At 33.3% G+C, this 18,804-nt stretch carries 20 protein-coding genes; 11 read left to right on the top strand and 9 right to left on the bottom strand.

Annotation, left to right across the window (positions count from 1 at the left end; all coding sequences use genetic code 11):
• Window positions 1–36: 36 nt before the first annotated feature.
• The 3 genes from P0R33_RS16010 to idi are packed head-to-tail and all read right to left on the bottom strand — an operon-like array spanning window position 37 to window position 1,459.
• Window positions 37–495: a peroxiredoxin gene (locus tag P0R33_RS16010; RefSeq protein WP_184165310.1), complete on the bottom strand. Its 459-nt coding sequence runs from the start codon at window positions 493–495 to the stop codon at window positions 37–39.
• Window positions 496–498: 3 nt separating this feature from the next.
• Window positions 499–909: a 6-carboxytetrahydropterin synthase gene (locus P0R33_RS16005; protein ID WP_248728184.1), complete on the bottom strand. Its 411-nt coding sequence runs from the start codon at window positions 907–909 to the stop codon at window positions 499–501.
• A gap of 22 nt (window positions 910–931) precedes the next feature.
• Window positions 932–1,459: an isopentenyl-diphosphate Delta-isomerase gene (gene idi, locus P0R33_RS16000; protein WP_184165313.1), complete on the bottom strand. Its 528-nt coding sequence runs from the start codon at window positions 1,457–1,459 to the stop codon at window positions 932–934.
• A 334-nt stretch (window positions 1,460–1,793) separates the two neighbouring features.
• Between idi and msrB the strand changes: the two genes are divergently transcribed.
• Window positions 1,794–2,348: a peptide-methionine (R)-S-oxide reductase MsrB gene (gene msrB, locus P0R33_RS15995; RefSeq protein ID WP_276172178.1), complete on the top strand. Its 555-nt coding sequence runs from the start codon at window positions 1,794–1,796 to the stop codon at window positions 2,346–2,348.
• Between the two features lie 8 nt (window positions 2,349–2,356).
• Window positions 2,357–2,965 carry a peptide-methionine (S)-S-oxide reductase MsrA gene (gene msrA / locus P0R33_RS15990; protein WP_276172176.1) on the top strand — a complete coding sequence of 203 codons (609 nt, stop codon included), beginning with the start codon at window positions 2,357–2,359 and terminating at the stop codon, window positions 2,963–2,965.
• Window positions 2,966–3,190: 225 nt separating this feature from the next.
• On the opposite strand, the gene P0R33_RS15985 is transcribed toward msrA, so the two are convergent.
• A complete protein-coding gene (locus tag P0R33_RS15985; RefSeq protein ID WP_276172174.1) occupies window positions 3,191–3,628 on the bottom strand; it encodes an META domain-containing protein in 438 nt (145 codons plus the stop codon).
• Window positions 3,629–3,878: 250 nt separating this feature from the next.
• On the opposite strand from P0R33_RS15985, the gene P0R33_RS15980 reads away from it, so the two are divergent.
• From P0R33_RS15980 to P0R33_RS15970, 3 genes are all read left to right on the top strand, one after another.
• On the top strand, window positions 3,879–5,291 hold the full coding sequence (locus tag P0R33_RS15980; protein ID WP_276172172.1) for an aminopeptidase P N-terminal domain-containing protein: 1,413 nt from the start codon (window positions 3,879–3,881) through the stop codon (window positions 5,289–5,291).
• A gap of 140 nt (window positions 5,292–5,431) precedes the next feature.
• Window positions 5,432–6,391 (top strand): quinone oxidoreductase, encoded by a 960-nt coding sequence (locus tag P0R33_RS15975; protein ID WP_276172171.1) that lies wholly within the window; start codon window positions 5,432–5,434, stop codon window positions 6,389–6,391.
• A gap of 13 nt (window positions 6,392–6,404) precedes the next feature.
• Window positions 6,405–7,067: a hypothetical protein gene (locus P0R33_RS15970; RefSeq protein ID WP_276172170.1), complete on the top strand. Its 663-nt coding sequence runs from the start codon at window positions 6,405–6,407 to the stop codon at window positions 7,065–7,067.
• Between the two features lie 43 nt (window positions 7,068–7,110).
• Here the strand turns inward: P0R33_RS15970 and P0R33_RS15965 are convergent, their stop codons facing one another.
• Entirely contained in the window at window positions 7,111–8,199 is a 1,089-nt protein-coding gene (locus tag P0R33_RS15965) for a hypothetical protein (RefSeq protein ID WP_276172168.1), read from the bottom strand.
• A gap of 86 nt (window positions 8,200–8,285) precedes the next feature.
• Window positions 8,286–9,845 carry an FAD-dependent protein gene (locus P0R33_RS15960; protein WP_276172166.1) on the bottom strand — a complete coding sequence of 520 codons (1,560 nt, stop codon included), beginning with the start codon at window positions 9,843–9,845 and terminating at the stop codon, window positions 8,286–8,288.
• Window positions 9,846–10,155: 310 nt separating this feature from the next.
• On the opposite strand from P0R33_RS15960, the gene P0R33_RS15955 reads away from it, so the two are divergent.
• Entirely contained in the window at window positions 10,156–10,398 is a 243-nt protein-coding gene (locus tag P0R33_RS15955; RefSeq protein ID WP_276172164.1) for a hypothetical protein, read from the top strand.
• Between the two features lie 116 nt (window positions 10,399–10,514).
• On the opposite strand, the gene recQ is transcribed toward P0R33_RS15955, so the two are convergent.
• The gene (gene recQ, locus P0R33_RS15950; RefSeq protein ID WP_276172162.1) at window positions 10,515–12,710 is read right to left on the bottom strand and encodes a DNA helicase RecQ; all 2,196 of its coding nucleotides are present in this window, start codon (window positions 12,708–12,710) and stop codon (window positions 10,515–10,517) included.
• Window positions 12,711–12,796: 86 nt separating this feature from the next.
• Between recQ and P0R33_RS15945 the strand changes: the two genes are divergently transcribed.
• The 4 genes from P0R33_RS15945 (at window position 12,797) to lptB (ending at window position 15,804) form a co-directional block, all read left to right on the top strand.
• Window positions 12,797–13,762, top strand: coding sequence for a KpsF/GutQ family sugar-phosphate isomerase (locus P0R33_RS15945; protein ID WP_276172160.1), 966 nt, complete (start codon window positions 12,797–12,799; stop codon window positions 13,760–13,762).
• Window positions 13,762–14,577, top strand: a complete 816-nt coding sequence (gene tatC, locus P0R33_RS15940; RefSeq protein WP_276172158.1) for a twin-arginine translocase subunit TatC — start codon at window positions 13,762–13,764, stop codon at window positions 14,575–14,577. The genes P0R33_RS15945 and tatC overlap by 1 nt, the downstream gene beginning before the upstream one ends.
• A complete protein-coding gene (locus P0R33_RS15935) occupies window positions 14,570–14,920 on the top strand; it encodes a carboxymuconolactone decarboxylase family protein (RefSeq protein WP_223708414.1) in 351 nt (116 codons plus the stop codon). Before tatC ends, P0R33_RS15935 begins: the two co-directional genes overlap by 8 nt.
• Before the next feature lie 143 nt (window positions 14,921–15,063).
• Window positions 15,064–15,804, top strand: coding sequence for an LPS export ABC transporter ATP-binding protein (gene lptB, locus P0R33_RS15930; protein ID WP_012022391.1), 741 nt, complete (start codon window positions 15,064–15,066; stop codon window positions 15,802–15,804).
• 150 nt (window positions 15,805–15,954) lie between these two features.
• On the opposite strand, the gene P0R33_RS15925 is transcribed toward lptB, so the two are convergent.
• Together P0R33_RS15925 and P0R33_RS15920 are read right to left on the bottom strand one after the other, a co-directional pair.
• On the bottom strand, window positions 15,955–16,809 hold the full coding sequence (locus P0R33_RS15925) for a glycoside hydrolase family 25 protein (protein ID WP_276172156.1): 855 nt from the start codon (window positions 16,807–16,809) through the stop codon (window positions 15,955–15,957).
• A 9-nt stretch (window positions 16,810–16,818) separates the two neighbouring features.
• Complete coding sequence (locus P0R33_RS15920) at window positions 16,819–17,535, bottom strand: CDP-alcohol phosphatidyltransferase family protein (protein WP_276172154.1); 717 nt, start codon at window positions 17,533–17,535, stop codon at window positions 16,819–16,821.
• Window positions 17,536–17,810: 275 nt separating this feature from the next.
• Between P0R33_RS15920 and P0R33_RS15915 the strand changes: the two genes are divergently transcribed.
• Window positions 17,811–18,794: a PorV/PorQ family protein gene (locus P0R33_RS15915; RefSeq protein WP_276175664.1), complete on the top strand. Its 984-nt coding sequence runs from the start codon at window positions 17,811–17,813 to the stop codon at window positions 18,792–18,794.
• The last annotated feature ends 10 nt before the right edge of the window (window positions 18,795–18,804 follow it).

Genomic DNA, 18,804 nt, shown 5'->3' with positions numbered 1-18,804 from the left:
GGTTTAATTAATTGTGTTTTGTACTACTGTTTATTTTTATAATACTAATTCTTTTACGGTTTCTAGTGCTTTCGGAATATGTTTGGCAGCATTTACACTGTCAAAAATCGAAATTACTAAACCATTTTTATCTATAATATAGGTTACGCGTCCTGGAAGTAATCCGAATAAATTATTACGGACTCCAAAAAGCTTTCTTAGTCTTTTATCTTGATCCGAAAGCAAAATAAAAGGCAATTGATGTTTAGCAGCAAATTTATGATGCGATTTTACGCTGTCACTGCTAATACCGATTACCTCAGCTCCTAAATCTTTGAAATCTTCATATTGATCCCGAAAACTGCAAGCTTCTGTTGTACAGCCTGGCGTATTATCTTTTGGATAAAAATAAATTACCAAAGGCTTTCTACCTAAGACGCTCTGACTTTCAAAAAGTTCTCCATTGTTGTCTTTCGCAGTAAAATTCGGAACTATATCTCCTATTTTTAATGACATTTTTTATTCTCCTTTATAAGTTACAAAATTGCGTTCCGTTTCGTTCAAAACGACTTCCAAATCAAAGTCGGTATGAATTCGTTGTCTAATTTTATTCCATATCACAACGGCAATATTTTCTGCAGTCGGATTCAAATCTGCAAATTCTGGAACATCCAGATTCAGATTTTTGTGATCAAACGGAATTTCTACCTCTTCTCGTATTATATCCGCCAATACTTTCACATCTAAAACAAAACCAGTTTCGGGGTCAATCTTTCCTGTAACACTTACTGTTAAACCATAATTATGACCATGAAAGTTAGGATTATTGCATTTTCCAAAAACAGCATCGTTTTTTTCAAATGACCAATCCTTTCGATGTAGTCGATGCGCAGCATTAAAATGTGCTTTTCTTGATATGGTTACTCTCATTTAGGCTTTTGGTTGGTCTGGATTAAAGTTTATGATCTTCTAAATAATGATAAAATTCATCAAAAATTATTTTAAACCAAACGGTATATATTTCGGGCTGTTTCTGAATATCAGTTTTTACATCTTCAATTTTCATCCATTTCCAAGCTTCAACTTCTTCTGTATTGATGTTTGGATTTTCATTATAATATCCAATCATAACATGATCTAATTCATGCTCTGTCAATCCGTTATCAAAAGGAGCTTTATAAATAAAATGAAACAGCTCTTTCAATTCCGTTTTAAAACCCATTTCTTCAAACAATCTTCTGCTCCCCGCTTCGATGTTCGTTTCACCTTCGCGCTGGTGGCTGCAGCAAGTATTCGTCCAAAGTAAAGGCGAATGATATTTTTGATGTGCTCGCTGTTGCAGCATGATTTCATTTTGTTCGTTTAAAACAAAAACTGAAAATGCACGGTGCAAAAGCGCTTTTTCATGTGCTTCTAATTTTGGCATTAAACCAATCTGCTCATCATTTTCGTTAACCAATATTACTTTTTCTTCTGTCATAAGTCTTCTTAAGCTAACAAAAATACGAAAAAAGAAATGGCTTAAAAATCCTAATTGCAATTGCAAAAAATCTAAACCTCAGCTCTTTTTATATCTTTCTGATTTACAATTAAATAAATCCAGTTCAAAATTAAAAGCTGTTAAAATTAAGACATAAAAACTACATTGACCTATTTTACGTAACTAATAAAAAGTTAAAACACACTTAAAAAAAACTGAATTCTTTGAAACTCAGTATTTCGAGGCTTAATCTAGTTGTATCTTTGAATTACAAAACTAAAGAAGCCTACAAATTTATACAGATCTAACACATTAAACTTTTATTATTTGTTTTATGAAATCTAAAACTCAACTTATTAGCCTTTGCTTTTTGTTACCGCTTTTTATTTTACAGGCTTGCGGACAAAACAACAAAAAGGATGCAAAACCAATTTCGATGGAAAAAAATGTAATTACTAAACCGGGAAATCCATATTATTCAAATACAGATACCACAAAATTGAATGTTAGTAACGCCGAATGGAAAAAAGTTTTACCTGAAGACGTTTACGCTGTTATGCGCGAAGCAGATACCGAAAGACCTTTTACAGGAAAATATTGGAACAGCGATGAAAAAGGAACCTATTATTGCGCTTCTTGCGGAAACAAACTCTTCAGATCTACTGCCAAATTCTCTAGCACTTGTGGTTGGCCAAGTTTCTTCGAACAAGACAACAAAAAAAGCATTGTTTTTAAAGAAGACAATTCACTTGGAATGGAACGAACTGAAACTCTTTGCGGACGCTGCGGTGGACATTTAGGACACATTTTCGACGATGGCCCAGAACCAACCGGAAAGCGTTATTGCATGAATTCAATTGCTCTTGATTTTATTCCAGACAACAAATAATCTCACTTATGAAAAATATACTCTTAATATGTTTATTTGCGCTTTCGCTGAATGGCTTTTCGCAAAATAAAAAAGCATCAAATATAGAAACTATTACGCTTGGCGGAGGATGTTATTGGTGCGTAGAAGCAGTTTATGAAAATCTGGACGGCGTAAAATCTGTTGTTTCTGGATTTTCTGGAGGAAATGTTGCTAATCCAACTTATGAGGAAGTTTGTACTGGAGAAACTGGTCACGCCGAAGTTGTTCAGATTACGTACGACAAAACTGTGACGGACATTAACGAAATTTTTAAGGTGTTTTTTACCGTTCATGATCCGACAACTTTAAACCGTCAGGGCGCAGATGTTGGAACACAATATCGTTCTGTTATTTTTTATAAAAATGCCGAACAAAAGAAAGCTGCAGAAAGCATTATTTCTGAATTGAATAAGGCAAAAGTTTACAAAAGTCCAATTGTAACAAAAGTGGAGCCTTTTAAAGCTTTCTATAAAGCCGAAGATTATCATCAGAATTATTATGCGAATAACAAAAATCAGCCGTATTGCAGAATGGTAATTCAGCCGAAACTAGAGAAATTTGAAAAGGTTTTTAAAGATAAACTTAAAAAGCATTAAAAAGGATTCTTCTAAACGTCCTTAAGAGTTTATTTGATTTCTGAAAGATTGCTTCGGAGAAGCAAAATATTTATAGAACATATAATATTCATAGACAACAAAGCTCCAGCGGAGCGATATATTTTTTTGTAATGGTAAAACATATCGCTCCGCTGGAGCTTTTTCTATTGCGATATTTTTATTTCTATAAATATTTTGCCCCTCTGGGGCTTACTTAAGAAGAAACTATTGTTTAGCTACTTTTTTAAATCGCATTACCGGAATATCGCCTTGAATTAAATTCAGTTTTCCATCTTTATCGACAGAATAACTTGTAATTTGTTTAATTTGTTTTAAGAATACTTGTTCTCCGCCACCTTCACAAAACATCATTGTTGTTGGTCCAGCTTCTCCAAAACTTAAAGATTTTCCGTTTAGAGTATATGGCGCGCTGTAACCATTACATCCGTTATTTCCGTAAACTCTTGTTTCTTTTTGATCGAAAGTTAATTGAGGTTTTTTATTCGGATACAAACCTTCAAAAGCAATTCTTGGTCCAGAAATATACTCCAACTCCCAAGTTGTATCAAATAGATTTCCTGCGCTTTTTGTGTCTTTGGATGCCATACAAGAAGTTAATAATAAGGTTAAAACTGAAACGACTGCAAGTGTGTATTTTTTCATAAAAATGTAATTTTAAAGATTAATATAATTTGTTTTTTGAAGATTAGAATTGATCTGTAAACATTCTTTTCTCAATATTCATGCCCAGTTGCAGGTTTACATTTTAGAATTGGGAGTTTTTTCTGTATCTAAGTTACTCTATTTTATTTAAAGTTTTATAAGTCAAATCTTTAAAATCAATTTTGCAACTGCATTTTTTTTGTAATTTGCATCAATCAAAAAGCTACCAATCATCATCAAAAACCAAAAAATGAAACAAATTTTATTATTCATCACTTTATTAGTTTTCGGATTTCAAGTTCATTCGCAAGAAAATCTTCCGACAGATTATCTTTCTAAAGAATTTCACAAAGGCCGTCGCGAAGCTTTTAGAGCTTTAATGCCAGCTAATTCTGTAGCAGTTATTTTTTCATATCCTGAAAGAGTATTTTCTAGAGACATTAATTATAATTTTCATCAAAATCCAGACCTTTATTATTTAACAGGCTATAAAGAACCTGAGTCCGTTTTACTGCTTTTTAAAGAACCGCAGGGAACAGAAAAATACACCGAAGTTCTTTTTGTACGAGAAAGAAATGCGCTTAGAGAAACCTGGACAGGAAGACGCTTGGGAGTTGAAGGCGCAAAATCTAAACTAGGCTTCGCAAAAGTTTATAACGGAGTCGATTTTCAGAATTTTGAAATTGATTATAAAAAATTCGACAAAATCATTTACGATGAATTTCAAACCGATATTGCGTTTAGCAATCAACCAGAAAGCCTTTATTCTTTAACACAAACATTTAAGAAAAAAGCGGAAATTACAGTAGAAAATTCAGATTCTACATTGTTATTCAACGACATTACTTCTTCACTCCGTGAAATCAAAACTCCAGAAGAATTGGTTTTAATGCGCAAATCAGTCAAACTTTCTTGCATTGCGCACAATGAAGTAATGAAAGCCGTTGGGCCAGATATGAGCGAAAATGAGGCAGATGGAATTCATAGATACATTCATAGACATTATGGCGCTGAAGATGAAGGCTATCCGCCAATCGTAGGCGCTGGAGCAAATGGCTGTATTTTACATTACGGAGAAAACAACGCTACTAAAATGGATAATCAATTGTTATTAATGGATGTAGGATCTGAATATCACGGTTACTCTGCCGATGTAACAAGAACTATTCCGGCAAACGGAAAATTCAGTCCAGAACAAAAAGCCATTTATGAATTGGTTTATGAAGCTCAAGAAGAAGTTTTTAAAATCTGTAAAGAAGGAACTCCACTAATTGCTTTAAATGAAACGGCAAAAAATGTTTTAGCAAAAGGTTTAGTAAAACTAGGAATTATTACAGATCCCAAAGATGTAAAATTATACTATCCTCACTCTTGCTCGCATTTTCTTGGTTTAGATGTCCATGATAAAGGAACTTTTAAAGGCCCACAAACCGTTATAAAAGAAAACATGATTTTAACTGTTGAACCTGGAATTTATATTCCTGCAAACAGTAAATGTGACAAAAAATGGTGGAATATAGGCGTTCGTATTGAAGATGACATTTTAATGCTTAAAGATTCTTATGAAAATCTTTCTATAGACGCTCCCAGAAAATGGCAAGATATCGAAGCTTTGGCGAAACAAAAAAGCAATTTTAATGAAATGAAATTTCCTAAGATTTAATTTTATTTTTTAGCCACAGATTAAATGGATTTTCACAGATTATTTTTTTTTAGAAAATCCTTTTAATCTTTTTAATCTGTGGCTAAAAAAAACTTTTCAAACTAATTTTCACGTACTTTGTATTCCTAAATTAGTTTAAAATGAAAGCACTTACCTTCTCTACTTTTGGAGATTCAGATGTTTTAGAATATATAGAAATTCCTAATCCTCAATTAAAAAGCGACGAAATTTTAGTCGAAATGAAGGCCATCGGATTAAATTTTGCCGATGTTTACAGACGAAAAGGAAATTATCATTTAAAAGGAAACCCGCCTTTTATTGCAGGTTACGAAGGTGCTGGAATTGTTGTCGATGCCAATAATCATCCCGAATATAAAGTTGGCGATCGCGTGGCTTTTGCCGATGTTCCTTTTGCGAATGCAGAATTGGTTGCAGTCAATACCAATCATGTTTTACCATTACCTGAAAATATTTCGTTTGAAACTGCGGCTTCAGTATTACTTCAAGGCTTAACAGCACATTATTTAGCCACCGACAGTCATAAAACAGCAAATGGCGAAACAGTTTTAATTCATGCTGTTGCCGGTGGAGTTGGACAAATTCTGACTCAAATAAGCAAACTTTTGGGAGCGAATGTTATTGGTTTAACTTCCTCTTCTGAAAAAGCAAAGATTGGTTTTGAACAAGGCGCAGATCATGTTTTTCTTTATAATGAAGATTGGAAGTCGGAAATTTTAAAAGTGATTCCAAAAGGTGTTGATGCTGTTTATGACAGTATTGGAAGCACTTTAATGGAGAGCTTTGAAGTTACCAAAGAATGCGGGCAAGTCGTTTTCTTCGGAATGGCTGGCGGCGATCCATCGCCAATAGATCCTAGAATGTTAATGGATACTTCTAAAACTCTAACCGGAGGCGATTTATGGAGTTATTTAAATTCTAAAGACGAAAGAATCAAAAGATCTACACAATTATTCGATTGGATTGTTGATGGAAAAATTAAGCTTTCAGAACCTACTTCTTTTAAATTATCGGAAGGAAAGCTGGCGCATGATTTTCTGGAAAGCAGAAAAAGTACTGGAAAGATTATCTTAATCCCTTAAAATAAAACCAAAAATGAATTCCCAAAACCATCTTTTTAACCATAAAACATTATTTGCTTTTCTATTATTTTTCTTTTTTGCCCTAACAGCAAATTCACAAAAACAAATCTGTAGAATCTATTTCGATGACGGTACCGTTTTAAGCGGAATTGGAAAAATTAGAACCGATAACACCATCAAGTTAAAATTGAATGATGACGATAAAGGAACCGATTATGACCCTTTGATTATTGATCGAATTGAACTTGAAAGAGATGGAATTTCGCAAGTTTATAAATACAAAAAAGAAGTCGACGGTTTTCATAAATGGCTAAAAGTCTTGATTGAAGGCAAAGTCAGCTTATACAAATATGATATGTCTGGCTTTAATTTTGCAACAATCCCAAATTCTGGATTTTCAGGAATGAATATGGGAATGGGAATGGCTTCAAGTCCTGTAACGTATTATTATGTTGCTCACGGAGAAGATTTTGAAGTTTCTATAATTACTTCTCTGGGAAACATCAGTAAAAATTTTAAAAAAGCAGCTTCAGAATTTTTCAAAGACTGTCCAGTTCTCGTAGAAAAAATCAACAACAAAGAATTTAAAAAAGATGATATTTTTCAGGTTGTCAAATTTTACAACACAAAATGCGACACAGAAAATGCTGCTACCGAAATAAAAGCTGAAAACTAAAAAGCTTACGCCCATTAAGAAATTACTTAATGGGCTTTTATTTTTATAACTGATTAATTTCAATCTTTATCAATTCAGACAATTCTAAAATTCTTTCAACTTCGTCTTTATTAGCAACAAAAAACAAATAGTTATCGCCAAAAGTTTCATAGGTTAATAGCTCAAGATTCGATTTTTCTAATTCAGATTGAATGTAAGGAAAGAGTTCATGACTATAAGTTTCTTCGGGATAATCGAAAGTAAAATCTTCGCCGATTAAATTAGAAATAAAATATACTGCATCTTCTGGATCAAATTTCCAATCGCTGTTCCAAGCGTCGATACTTTCAAAAAAAGCAAAATGATCTTCGACAATATCATGATATTCTTTTGCTTCTTTTTTATAATTCTTAAAAAGTTTTTTTGATTGTTTTTTTAGTTCCTTTTCTTCAATATTTCCTCTTGAAACCAATTGAATAAACTCTTCAAAATCTTTTTCTGTCGCCTCTTCATTTGCTAATAAATTATCATTTGAAGAAAGTTCTACAGTTTTTGGAACTTCAATGTCTAAATACTGGCAAATTCCTTGCAGCACCAATTTAAAATCTCGAATTCCGATTTCTTCACTTTCATTCTTTGGATTATTTATATCTAAAACTTCACTTTCCAATAATCCTTTTGTGTAATCAAAGAAATGTTTTCCTGAATATAATATTCTAAAATCGTTTATTTCTAAGCTATTTGTACAGCAAAAAAAGATAGTGAAATTTTTTATGGAACGTTTAAATACTTTCTTCTCTTCTGAAGTTGGCTGTGAGTTAAACTGAATATGAATAAAATCGTATTCTAAACCTTCTTGAATTGCTTCATCAGAAAGAACACCAACATTCATTTTCTTATAAAGTTCATTTAAAACTTCATAAGCATTTTTAAAACCGGCTTTTTTAATTTCGGCTATGCCTTCTTCATGATCAAATGAACCTGGAAAATAAAATAAATTTACAGATACATTTTCCTGAATTCCTTTTACTTTAAATTCAAGATCAGACTTCTGGCTATACAAGTAATTATAAATAGGTTCAATTATATCAAAAGAAATAATCGATTTTGGATCATTATTACGTCCGAATAAATTAGAAAAGAAGTTCACCATTAGTTATTTAGTTTAAAATATTTGCGTTCTCAAATTAGAAAGCAACTAATATAAACTAAGATAGTAAAGTTTTTTTCTGCAAAAAATTATTTCAAAGATTCCGCAATCATCAAGGCGCATTTTTCGCCATCAATTGCTGCAGAAATAATTCCACCAGCGTAACCTGCACCTTCTCCACATGGATATAAACCTTTTATTTGAAGATGCTCTAAAGTCATAGGATTTCTCGGAATTCTAACTGGCGAAGAAGTTCTGCTTTCTGGCGCATGTAAAATAGCTTCGTTAGTCAAATAACCACGCATTGATTTTCCAAAATCCTGAAATCCTTGACGCATAATCTGCGTTAAAAATCCTGGAAAAACCTGCCCTAATTCAACTGAAGTTGTTCCTGGAACATAAGAAGTTTTCGGAATATCTGCCGAAACTTTACTTTGCGTAAAATCTATCATTCTTTGCGCTGGAACTTTTTGAGTTTGTCCAGCCAAATACCATGCTTTTTGTTCGATACTTTTTTGAAATTCCATTCCTGCCAAAGCACCAAATTTTGCAAAAGGTTTGAAATCCTCTAATTTTAATTCGACCACAATTCCAGAATTTGCTGTAGATTGATCACGTTTAGATGGCGACCATCCGTTTGTAACCACTTCACCCGGACTTGTAGCACATGGTGCAATGACACCACCCGGACACATACAGAACGAATACATTCCGCGCCCGTTTACTTGTTTTACAATTGAATAAGGAGCCGGTGGCAAATGTTCTCCGCGATAATCACAACTGTATTGAATGCTGTCTATTAACTCCTGAGAATGTTCTGCTCGAACGCCTAAAGCAAAAGGTTTTGCTTCTATTAAGATTTTCTTTTTATCTAATAATTCAAAAATATCACGTGCAGAATGTCCTGTTGCCAAGATTAATTTATTGGCGTGAATTTTATCTCCGTTTTGCGTTACGATTCCTTCAACCTCATTATTCTTTACCAAAATATCACTAACACGAGTTTCAAATAAAACCTGACCGCCAAATTCGATGATTTTCTCACGAATATCCTCAATAATCTTAGGCAATTTATTGGTTCCGATATGTGGATGAGCTTCTACCAAAATATCTTCTGAAGCACCAAAAGCAACTAAAAGTTCTAAAATTCTAGTTACATCTCCACGTTTTTTAGAACGTGTATATAATTTACCATCAGAATACGTTCCTGCTCCACCTTCGCCAAAGCAATAATTAGAATCTTCGTTTACAATATGTTCGCGATTTATTGCTTTCAGATCACGTCTTCGTCCGCGAACGTCTTTTCCGCGCTCTAATACAATTGGTTTTAAGCCTACCTCTATTAATTGCAAAGCAGCAAAAAGTCCAGCTGGACCTGCTCCAACAACAATAACTTCTTGTGCCGAAGAAACGTCTTTATAAATAGGAAGCTCAATTTTAGTTTCGTGAAATGGTTCGCCTTTCAAATAAATAAGAACTTTCAAATTGATTTTAATCGCTTTTTGTCGTGCATCAATAGAGCGTTTTAAAATTGAAACGTGCTGAATTTCTTGAGCAGAAACTTTAATCTGCTTAGACAAATAGTCTTTTAGCAATGATTCGTTTGCAGCAATTTCTGGTGTAACTTGAAGTAAAAGTTCTTTTGGCATTTTTTTGTTTTTATTCTATTAGCTTTTCTTTCTATGAAAAGAAGATGCAAAAGTACTATTTTGAAATGAGATTTTATATTTGCTCTAAATTTTCACGCAGATTTACACAGATCTAAACTGATTATGGGGTTTTTCAGCACAAAGCATATCGTAGAGACGCACTGCAGTGCGTCTAACATATTATGGGCACACGTTGCGTAGACGCACTGCGGTGCGTCTCTACAGAAAAAAACTTAGAATCTCAGAATCTTAGAACCTTTAAGAAAGACTTTGTACCTTTGCACCTCAAAACCTTTGCACCTTTAAAAAAATGTCTAGAAAAATAAAATTGATTTGGGATTTTCGCGGACCAGCTTCTGCAAAAACTGCCGAGCACCACGAAATTCATTTAAAAGAATATATAGCAATTGAAAAATTACCTTTAAATATTACAGGTTTTTCAATTGTAAACGATATGCACGCTACCGCTTTTATGGTAGTTACTGACGAAAATATGATTCAGGTAAGAGATGCTTTGAAACCGCATCGAGGAGAGATTTACAGTGATCAGTAATCAGTTTTTAGTGTTCAGAGAGTCCTAAAAACTGATTACTTAATACTTTTATAATAACTTATTCCAACTATCTATTTTAGAATTCACTGAACACTAAAAACTGAACACAGAATACTTTAATTCGCTACTTCACTAATAAACTTAATACGCATTAAACGCAATTCGTCAATATCGTAATCGCCATCAAATTCTTTAAGTGCGTCTTCAATTTTATCTGATTCTGATTCCATGAAGTAATCGTGGATTTCTTCCTGCTGATCGTCATCCAAGATATCATCTAACCAATATTTGATATTTAGCTTGGTTCCAGAATAAACAATTTGCTCCATTTCTTTAATCAAAGCATCCATTGTTAAACCTTTTGCAGAAGCAATGTCGTTCAACGACAGTTTTCGGTCGATATTCTGAATGATATATAATTTATTTGCTGAATTTACTCCAGTAGATTTTACAACAAGATCGTCTGGGCGAATAATATCGTTATCTTCAACATATCGGCTGATTAGAGCGACAAATTCACTTCCATATTTTTTAGCTTTTCCTTCTCCTACTCCATGAATATTGTATAGTTCTGTAATAGAAACTGGATATTTAAGCGCCATATCTTCTAAAGAAGGATCTTGAAAAACAACAAATGGCGGAACTCCAAGTTTTTTAGCTACTTTTTTACGAAGTTCGCGAAGCATTCCTGTCAAGACTTCATCGGCAGTTCCAGAAGATTTGCCTCCTGATACAATCGTTTCGTCATCAGCTTCTGTATATTCATGATCTTCAGACATCATAAATGAAACTGGATTTTTAATATAATCTAATCCTTTTTCGGTGATTTTAATTACACCATAAGTTTCGATATCTTTAGACAGATAAGCAGAAACTAAAACTTGTCTTAATAACGCCATCCAATATTTTTCGTCGTGATCTGAACCCGAACCAAAATAAGGTTGTGTATCTGTTTTGTGCGCTTTAATTACGGCATTAATACGCCCAATTAAAGTGAACACAATTTCTTTTGATTTATAAATGTGTTTGGTATCACGAACAACTTCAAGCAATTTCACCACTTGATCTTTTGCTTCGACCTTATGTTTCGGATTACGAACGTTGTCGTCCATATCGGCACCTTCACCAGTTTCGCTGTCGAATTCTTCACCGAAATAATGAAGAAGGAATTTTCTACGCGACATCGAAGTTTCGGCGTAAGCCACAACTTCCTGCAAAAGGGCAAAACCAATTTCTTGCTCGGCAACTGGTTTTCCAGACATAAATTTCTCTAGCTTTTCTACATCTTTATAAGAGTAATAAGCTAAACAGTGTCCTTCTCCACCGTCGCGTCCTGCACGACCAGTTTCCTGATAATAACTTTCAAGAGATTTTGGAATATCATGGTGAATTACAAAACGAACGTCTGGTTTATCGATTCCCATTCCGAAGGCAATTGTTGCTACAACGACATCTACATCTTCCATCAAAAACATATCTTGATGTTTGGCGCGTGTTTTTGCATCTAAACCTGCGTGATAAGGAACCGCACTGATTCCGTTTACTTGTAAAACTTCGGCAATAGATTCTACTTTTTTTCGGCTTAAGCAGTAAATAATTCCAGATTTGCCTTTATGCTGTTTTATAAATCGAATAATATCCGATTCGATATTTTTTGTTTTTGTTCGAACTTCGTAATATAAGTTCGGTCTATTGAATGATGCTTTAAAAGTGTTCGCATCAGACATATCCAAATTTTTCAGAATATCTTCCTGAACTTTTGGCGTTGCAGTAGCGGTAAGTCCGATAATTGGTACTTTACCTAATTGCTTGATAATATGTCGCAGATTTCTGTATTCAGGTCTAAAATCGTGTCCCCATTCTGAAATACAGTGAGCTTCATCAATAGCAACAAAAGAAATTTTGACACTTTGTAAGAAAGTAACATATTCTTCTTTTGTTAACGATTCTGGGGCTACGTACAAAAGTTTGGTTAAACCAGAAGTGATATCTTTTTTAACCTGAGCAATCTCCGTTTTGGTAAGAGAGGAATTCAATACATGTGCAATTCCATTTTCTGACGAGAGACTTCGAATCGCATCAACTTGATTTTTCATCAAAGCAATCAATGGTGAAACAACAATTGCTGTTCCATCCTGAATTAAAGCGGGTAATTGATAACAAAGAGACTTTCCACCGCCTGTTGGCATAATTACGAAAGTATTCTTATCATTTAAAATACTCGTAATGACTTGCTCTTGCAAGCCTTTAAATTGGCTAAAGCCGAAATACTTCTTTAATTCTTTATGTATTTCAATTTCGTTTGAATTCATTCTTTATATTAATGGTATTTTGTATAAATTTGCAACACATAAAGATACAACTTTCTTTTATACATACAAATTTTAAATATTCTGATTTGATCACAAAAGAAAATATATTGGCAATCGCCAAAAAAACAATACTCTCTGAAAGTGAAGCAATTACAAAACTAATTGATTTTTTGGACGAAAATTTTTACGAAGCTGTCCAACGTATCTATGAAAGCAAAGGGCGACTTATTGTAACTGGAATTGGAAAAAGCGCCATTATTGCTCAAAAAATGGTTGCCACCTTTAACTCTACTGGAACGCCTTCTATGTTTTTGCATGCTGCCGAAGCTATTCATGGTGATTTAGGCATGATCCAGAATGAAGATGTTATAATTTGTATTTCTAAAAGTGGAAATAGCCCAGAAATAAAGGTTTTAGTTCCGTTATTAAAAAGATTCGGTAATACTCTAATTGCAATTACAGGAAACATCACTTCTTTTTTAGCAAAAGGCTCAGATTATGTTCTAAATGCAACTGTAGATACAGAAGCTTGCCCAATTAATTTGGCACCAACAAATAGCACGACTGCACAACTAGTTATTGGAGACGCATTGGCAGTTTGCTTAATGGAAATGCGTGATTTTAAACCTGAAGATTTTGCCGTTTATCATCCTGGCGGCGCTTTAGGAAAGAAGCTATTACTTCGTGTAAAAGACATGATCGAAAATTCATTAAAACCTGCAGTTGCGCCAGAAACTTCTGTTAAAAAAGTCATTTTTGAAATTTCTGAAAAAAGACTTGGGGTTACAGCAGTTATTGAAGATGAAAAAATTATTGGAATTATTACAGATGGAGACATCCGACGAATGCTAAATGACGTAGATACTATTGCGGACTTAACTGCAAGGGATATTATGTCTAAAAATCCTAAAGTAGTATCTTCGGAAACTATGGCAGTTGACGCTTTAAATATTTTAGAAGATTTCTCCATCACGCAATTGATTGTGGCTGACAATGGAGAATATAAAGGAGTTTTACACTTACATGACATTTTAAAAGAAGGAATAGTATAATGGCAAAGAAAAACCTTGGCGAGATGTCATTTTTAGATCATCTTGAAGAACTAAGATGGTTATTAGTTAGAAGTACATTAGCAACATGCATTATGGCATTTGTTACTTATTTTATTAGTGATTATTTATTTGATCAAATTATTTTAGGTCCAATTAGACCAACATTTTTTACATATGTTTGGTTTTGCGACTTATCGCATCAATTAGGTTTTGCAGACAGTATCTGTATTACGGAATTGAATTTCATTATTCAGAATACCGAAATGGAAGGTCAGGTCAACATCTTTGTATGGATGTGTCTTCTGGCTGGTTTCATTTTAAGTTTTCCTTATATTTTGTGGGAAATCTGGAAATTTATTAGTCCGGCTCTGTACGAGAAAGAAAGAAAAAATGCGAAACTTTTTATTTTCGTTTCTTCTTTACTTTTCTTTTTAGGAGTGCTATTCGGCTATTTTGTAGTAATTCCGATGTCGGTAAACTTCGTGGCAACTTTCTCTGTAAGTGATGTGGTGAAAAACCAATTTACGCTAGAATCTTATATGGGAATGGTTAAAACGAGTATTCTAGGAAGTGCCATATTTTTTGAATTGCCAATCGCTATCTACTTCTTAACCAAATTAGGATTAGTAACTCCAGAATTTTTAAGAAAGTATTGGAAATATGCTGTTGTAATTATTTTAGTTATTGCCGCAATTGTTACGCCGCCAGATGTTGTAAGTCAAACCATTGTAGCAATTCCGATGTTGATTATTTACGAGGTAAGTATATTGATTTCGAAGGTTGTTTATAGAAATAAATTAAAAGAAAATGTCTGATATCATTCAAGAATTTAACGATTATCGTTCTAAAATGAACGAAAAATTATTAGCTGACAATAACAAAATTGTAAAGCGAATTTTTAATCTTGACACCAATGCTTACGCAGAAGGTGCTCTTGATGTAAAAACCAAAGAACTTTTAGGTTTAGTTGCTTCAACGGTTTTACGTTGCGATGACTGTGTAAAATACCACTTAGAAACCAGTTATAAAGAAGGTGTTTCTAAAGAAGAAATGATGGAAGCAATGGGAATTGCCACTCTTGTTGGAGGAACAATCGTAATTCCGCATTTAAGAAGAGCTTACGAGTTTTGGGAAGCTTTGGAAGAGCAAGGCAAATAATTAGAAAATTTGATAATTAGTCAATTAGATAATTTCTTGACAATATGTTAATTCATTTATCTCGTTGATTTATTTTCATTTATTTTGCCAAAGCGAGATATAATTATCTCATTATCAAATTGACCATTATCTAATTAAAAAAAATGAAGCTAAGAGCCGATAATTTAATCAAAACATATAAAGGACGTAGTGTTGTAAAAGGAATTTCTGTCGAAGTAAATCAAGGAGAAATTGTGGGACTTTTGGGACCTAATGGAGCTGGAAAAACAACGTCTTTTTATATGATTGTTGGATTAGTAAAACCAAATCAAGGGAATATTTACCTTGATGATTTGAATATTACTGATTATCCGATGTACAAACGTGCCCAACAAGGAATTGGCTATTTGGCGCAAGAAGCTTCTGTTTTTAGAAAATTAAGTATCGAAGACAATATTTTAAGCGTTTTGCAATTGACGAAACTCTCTAAAGAAGCACAGATTGCTAAAATGGAAAGTTTAATTGAAGAATTCAGTTTAGAACATATTCGTACGAACCGAGGAGATTTACTTTCTGGAGGTGAGCGTCGTCGTACAGAAATTGCACGCGCTTTGGCTACTGATCCAAAATTCATTTTATTGGATGAACCTTTTGCGGGAGTTGATCCCGTTGCGGTTGAGGATATTCAGAGAATTGTAGCGCAATTAAAAAATAAAAATATCGGAATCTTAATTACCGATCACAACGTTCAGGAAACTTTGGCCATTACCGATAAAACATATCTAATGTTTGAAGGAGGAATTCTGAAAGCTGGAGTTCCAGAAGAATTGGTTGAAGATGAAATGGTTCGCCGTGTTTATCTTGGACAAAACTTCGAGTTGCGTAAAAAGAAACTGGAATTTTAGAAAAAAGTGGTCAGTTTTTTAGTGATTAGTTCTTGAAAAGTAAATAGTGGTCAGTTTTTTAGTATTCAGTTTTCGGCTGAAACCTAAAAAACTGATTTTTTTTAAATCTAAAAGAGCGAACACTGAACACTTTTTTTTTAGCTCTGAACACTATTCTACGGCAATAAACTGCAGCTGTTCTATATCTCCGTTATAAATGTTAACATCAACACGATGTTTGATTCCCGGCAAAGAAGCTTTTTCTGTAAACTGCCAGAACAGCCAGTCATCTTCTATTTTTTCTCTGTAAAAATTATAATTGGCAATCCAGAATAAATAATCTCCGAATTCTTCTTTTAAGAAATCAGAATAATATCTTTCTCCCGAATAAATTATTGGGCGTACCTGATAATGTTTTTCAACTTTATTCAACCAACGTTTCAAACCTTTTTTTAAACTGTCTAAAGGCTGATTTTTGGGTAATTTTTCGATATCTAAAACTGGCGGAAGATCTCCTTTTTGCAATTTTACAGTTTTAATAAAAAGATCTGCTTGTTCTATAGAATTTTCGTTGGGACGATAATAATGATAAGCCCCACGCATTATTTTATTTTCTTTTGCTCCTTCCCAATTTCTTTTAAATTGCCTATCAACACGATCATTTCCCGCTGTTGCGCGAATAAACACAAATTGTACAGGATATTTTTCGTCTAGAATTTCAACTTCTTCCCAATCGACTTTTCCTTGAAATTCAGAAACGTCAATTCCGACCACTTTTCCTTTATGATTTTCTAAAACACGAATATTTCGCACATCCGAAAGATGTTTATCTACCTCATCTTCATCCAGAACTTTTTCCGATTTAAAACCTAAATAATAAGCAAGTCCTTTACGATAATGGTAAATTATTCCGATAAATAAACACGAAAAGAATAGCAACAAAAGTCCTCGAAAAACCCTGCTTAAAAGTGATCTTCCAGCTGGTTTTCTAGAATACGTTTTACGGTAAGTTGTTTTTCTTGCCATTAAACTGAATTACTTTTTCAAAAAGAGATTATTGATAATTGAAAGCAATACATAAAAAACAATAATCAACGGAATTGCAATGTAATGCAGCAATACGACCATTAATACTGAAATAATTAAAAACACGATTTGAAGTGCATTTTCTTTAAAGCTGAACTTTTTAACTTTTAAAGAAAACAACGGAATTTCAGCATTCATAATATAAGCACTACCCAAAGTAATAATCAATAAAACCCATTGATTCGTCAATAATTCAAGAATTAAAAGTGAAGAATCTGCATACATATCTAGAACTATTTGCAAGCTAATTATAAAAATAGCATTTGCAGGAGTTGGCAAACCTATAAACGAATCGGTCTGACGAGTATCAATATTAAAGTTGGCTAATCTGTAGCAAGCGCCTAAAGTTATAATAAATCCTAAAAAAGGGACAATTGCTTGATTTCCTAATTGATCGCCGCCTCTTGCAAACATACTGTACATAACATAACCTGGAACAACTCCGCTCGTTACCATATCTGCCAATGAGTCTAATTGTAATCCAAGCGGACTAGAAACTTTAAATAATCTTGCAAAAAATCCATCAAAGAAATCAAAAAAGATTCCTAAACAAACCATGTAAAAAGCCATTAAAAAATCTCCTTTAGAGACAAAAACAATTGCTACACAACCACAGAAAAGATTAATTAATGTGATTAGATTTGGGATGTGCTTTTTAATATTCATAGTTTGAAATTTTGATAATGGCAGAGAACAAATTTAGCATAATAACTCGATGCAAAACGAGTTTTTCTAATAGTTTTTTATTTCTGATTCCGACTTTCAGAATATTTGAACAAACGAACTTAATAGCTGAGTAAAATATTATATTTTTGATAAAAATTTAAAAACTGTTCAGGACTGTAAAAAAAGAGCTTTTGAAAAAACTTTTAGCATTTATATTATTTTGGAGTTTTACTTCTCAATATGCACAAACTGTTCGAAAATATTCGAATGAATTTATGAATATTGGTGTTGATGCCGCGGCACTTGGAATGTCGAGCGCAGTTACGGCTTCTACAAATGATGTAAATGCAGTTTACTGGAATCCTGCGGGTTTAACCAATCTAGAAGATCATCAAATTGCTTTAATGCATGCCAGTTATTTTGCTAATATTGCACAATACGACTACATTGGTTATGCTAGTCCGATTGATGACCGAAGCGCTTGGGGAATTTCGATGATTCGCTTTGGGGTAGACGACATTATGGATACCACTCAATTAATCGACAGTCAAGGAAATATAGACTACAATAGAATTCGTCTCTTTTCAACAGCAGATTACGGTTTTACTTTTTCGTATGCCAGAAAACTTCCTGTTGATGGTTTTCAATATGGCGTTAATGCGAAAGTTATTAGAAGAGTAATTGGAAAATTTGCAAATTCTTGGGGATTTGGATTTGATATCGGACTTCAGTTTGAGAGAAACGATTGGAAATTTGGATTAATGCTTCGTGATATTACAACCACTTATAATGTGTGGAATATTGATGAAGAGGAATATGCTAAAATCGCCAATGCAATTCCGGGAGAAAATAATACTTTACCAGAAAGTACAGAAATTACGTTGCCAAAAGCACAATTAGGAGTTTCTAAACGATTTGATTTTCATAATGATTACAGTCTTGTTACCTCTGCAAACTTAAATATGAGATTTGAACAAACCAACGATATCATTTCATCAAAAGTAGCAAGTATAGATCCAGCTCTAGGGTTTGAATTTGGTTATACTGATTTAGTTTTTGTGAGAGCTGGCGTAGGAAATTTTCAGAATGTAACGCAATTAGATAATACAGAAAAATTAAATTTCCAACCCAATATCGGATTAGGTTTTAGATATAAAGGCATACAAATTGATTACGCTTTGACCGATTTAGGAAACCAAAGCACCGCCTTATATTCTAATATTTTTTCACTAAAAGTAGATTTAGGAATCTTTAGATAATTTTCTAAAT

This window comes from Flavobacterium sp. YJ01 (assembly GCF_029320955.1).
In the GTDB taxonomy this organism is placed as follows: Bacteria; Bacteroidota; Bacteroidia; order Flavobacteriales; family Flavobacteriaceae; genus Flavobacterium.
This window is presented reverse-complemented; position numbering and strand designations above follow the sequence as displayed.

Coding starts and splice junctions, on each gene's coding strand:
- P0R33_RS16010 (WP_184165310.1), bottom strand. CDS start 495: ATGTCATTAAAAATAGGAGATATAGTTCCGAATTTTACTGCGAAAGAC.
- P0R33_RS16005 (WP_248728184.1), bottom strand. CDS start 909: ATGAGAGTAACCATATCAAGAAAAGCACATTTTAATGCTGCGCATCGA.
- idi (WP_184165313.1), bottom strand. CDS start 1,459: ATGACAGAAGAAAAAGTAATATTGGTTAACGAAAATGATGAGCAGATT.
- msrB (WP_276172178.1), top strand. CDS start 1,794: ATGAAATCTAAAACTCAACTTATTAGCCTTTGCTTTTTGTTACCGCTT.
- msrA (WP_276172176.1), top strand. CDS start 2,357: ATGAAAAATATACTCTTAATATGTTTATTTGCGCTTTCGCTGAATGGC.
- P0R33_RS15985 (WP_276172174.1), bottom strand. CDS start 3,628: ATGAAAAAATACACACTTGCAGTCGTTTCAGTTTTAACCTTATTATTA.
- P0R33_RS15980 (WP_276172172.1), top strand. CDS start 3,879: ATGAAACAAATTTTATTATTCATCACTTTATTAGTTTTCGGATTTCAA.
- P0R33_RS15975 (WP_276172171.1), top strand. CDS start 5,432: ATGAAAGCACTTACCTTCTCTACTTTTGGAGATTCAGATGTTTTAGAA.
- P0R33_RS15970 (WP_276172170.1), top strand. CDS start 6,405: ATGAATTCCCAAAACCATCTTTTTAACCATAAAACATTATTTGCTTTT.
- P0R33_RS15965 (WP_276172168.1), bottom strand. CDS start 8,199: ATGGTGAACTTCTTTTCTAATTTATTCGGACGTAATAATGATCCAAAA.
- P0R33_RS15960 (WP_276172166.1), bottom strand. CDS start 9,845: ATGCCAAAAGAACTTTTACTTCAAGTTACACCAGAAATTGCTGCAAAC.
- P0R33_RS15955 (WP_276172164.1), top strand. CDS start 10,156: ATGTCTAGAAAAATAAAATTGATTTGGGATTTTCGCGGACCAGCTTCT.
- recQ (WP_276172162.1), bottom strand. CDS start 12,710: ATGAATTCAAACGAAATTGAAATACATAAAGAATTAAAGAAGTATTTC.
- tatC (WP_276172158.1), top strand. CDS start 13,762: ATGGCAAAGAAAAACCTTGGCGAGATGTCATTTTTAGATCATCTTGAA.
- P0R33_RS15935 (WP_223708414.1), top strand. CDS start 14,570: ATGTCTGATATCATTCAAGAATTTAACGATTATCGTTCTAAAATGAAC.
- lptB (WP_012022391.1), top strand. CDS start 15,064: ATGAAGCTAAGAGCCGATAATTTAATCAAAACATATAAAGGACGTAGT.
- P0R33_RS15925 (WP_276172156.1), bottom strand. CDS start 16,809: ATGGCAAGAAAAACAACTTACCGTAAAACGTATTCTAGAAAACCAGCT.
- P0R33_RS15920 (WP_276172154.1), bottom strand. CDS start 17,535: ATGAATATTAAAAAGCACATCCCAAATCTAATCACATTAATTAATCTT.
- P0R33_RS15915 (WP_276175664.1), top strand. CDS start 17,811: ATGAATATTGGTGTTGATGCCGCGGCACTTGGAATGTCGAGCGCAGTT.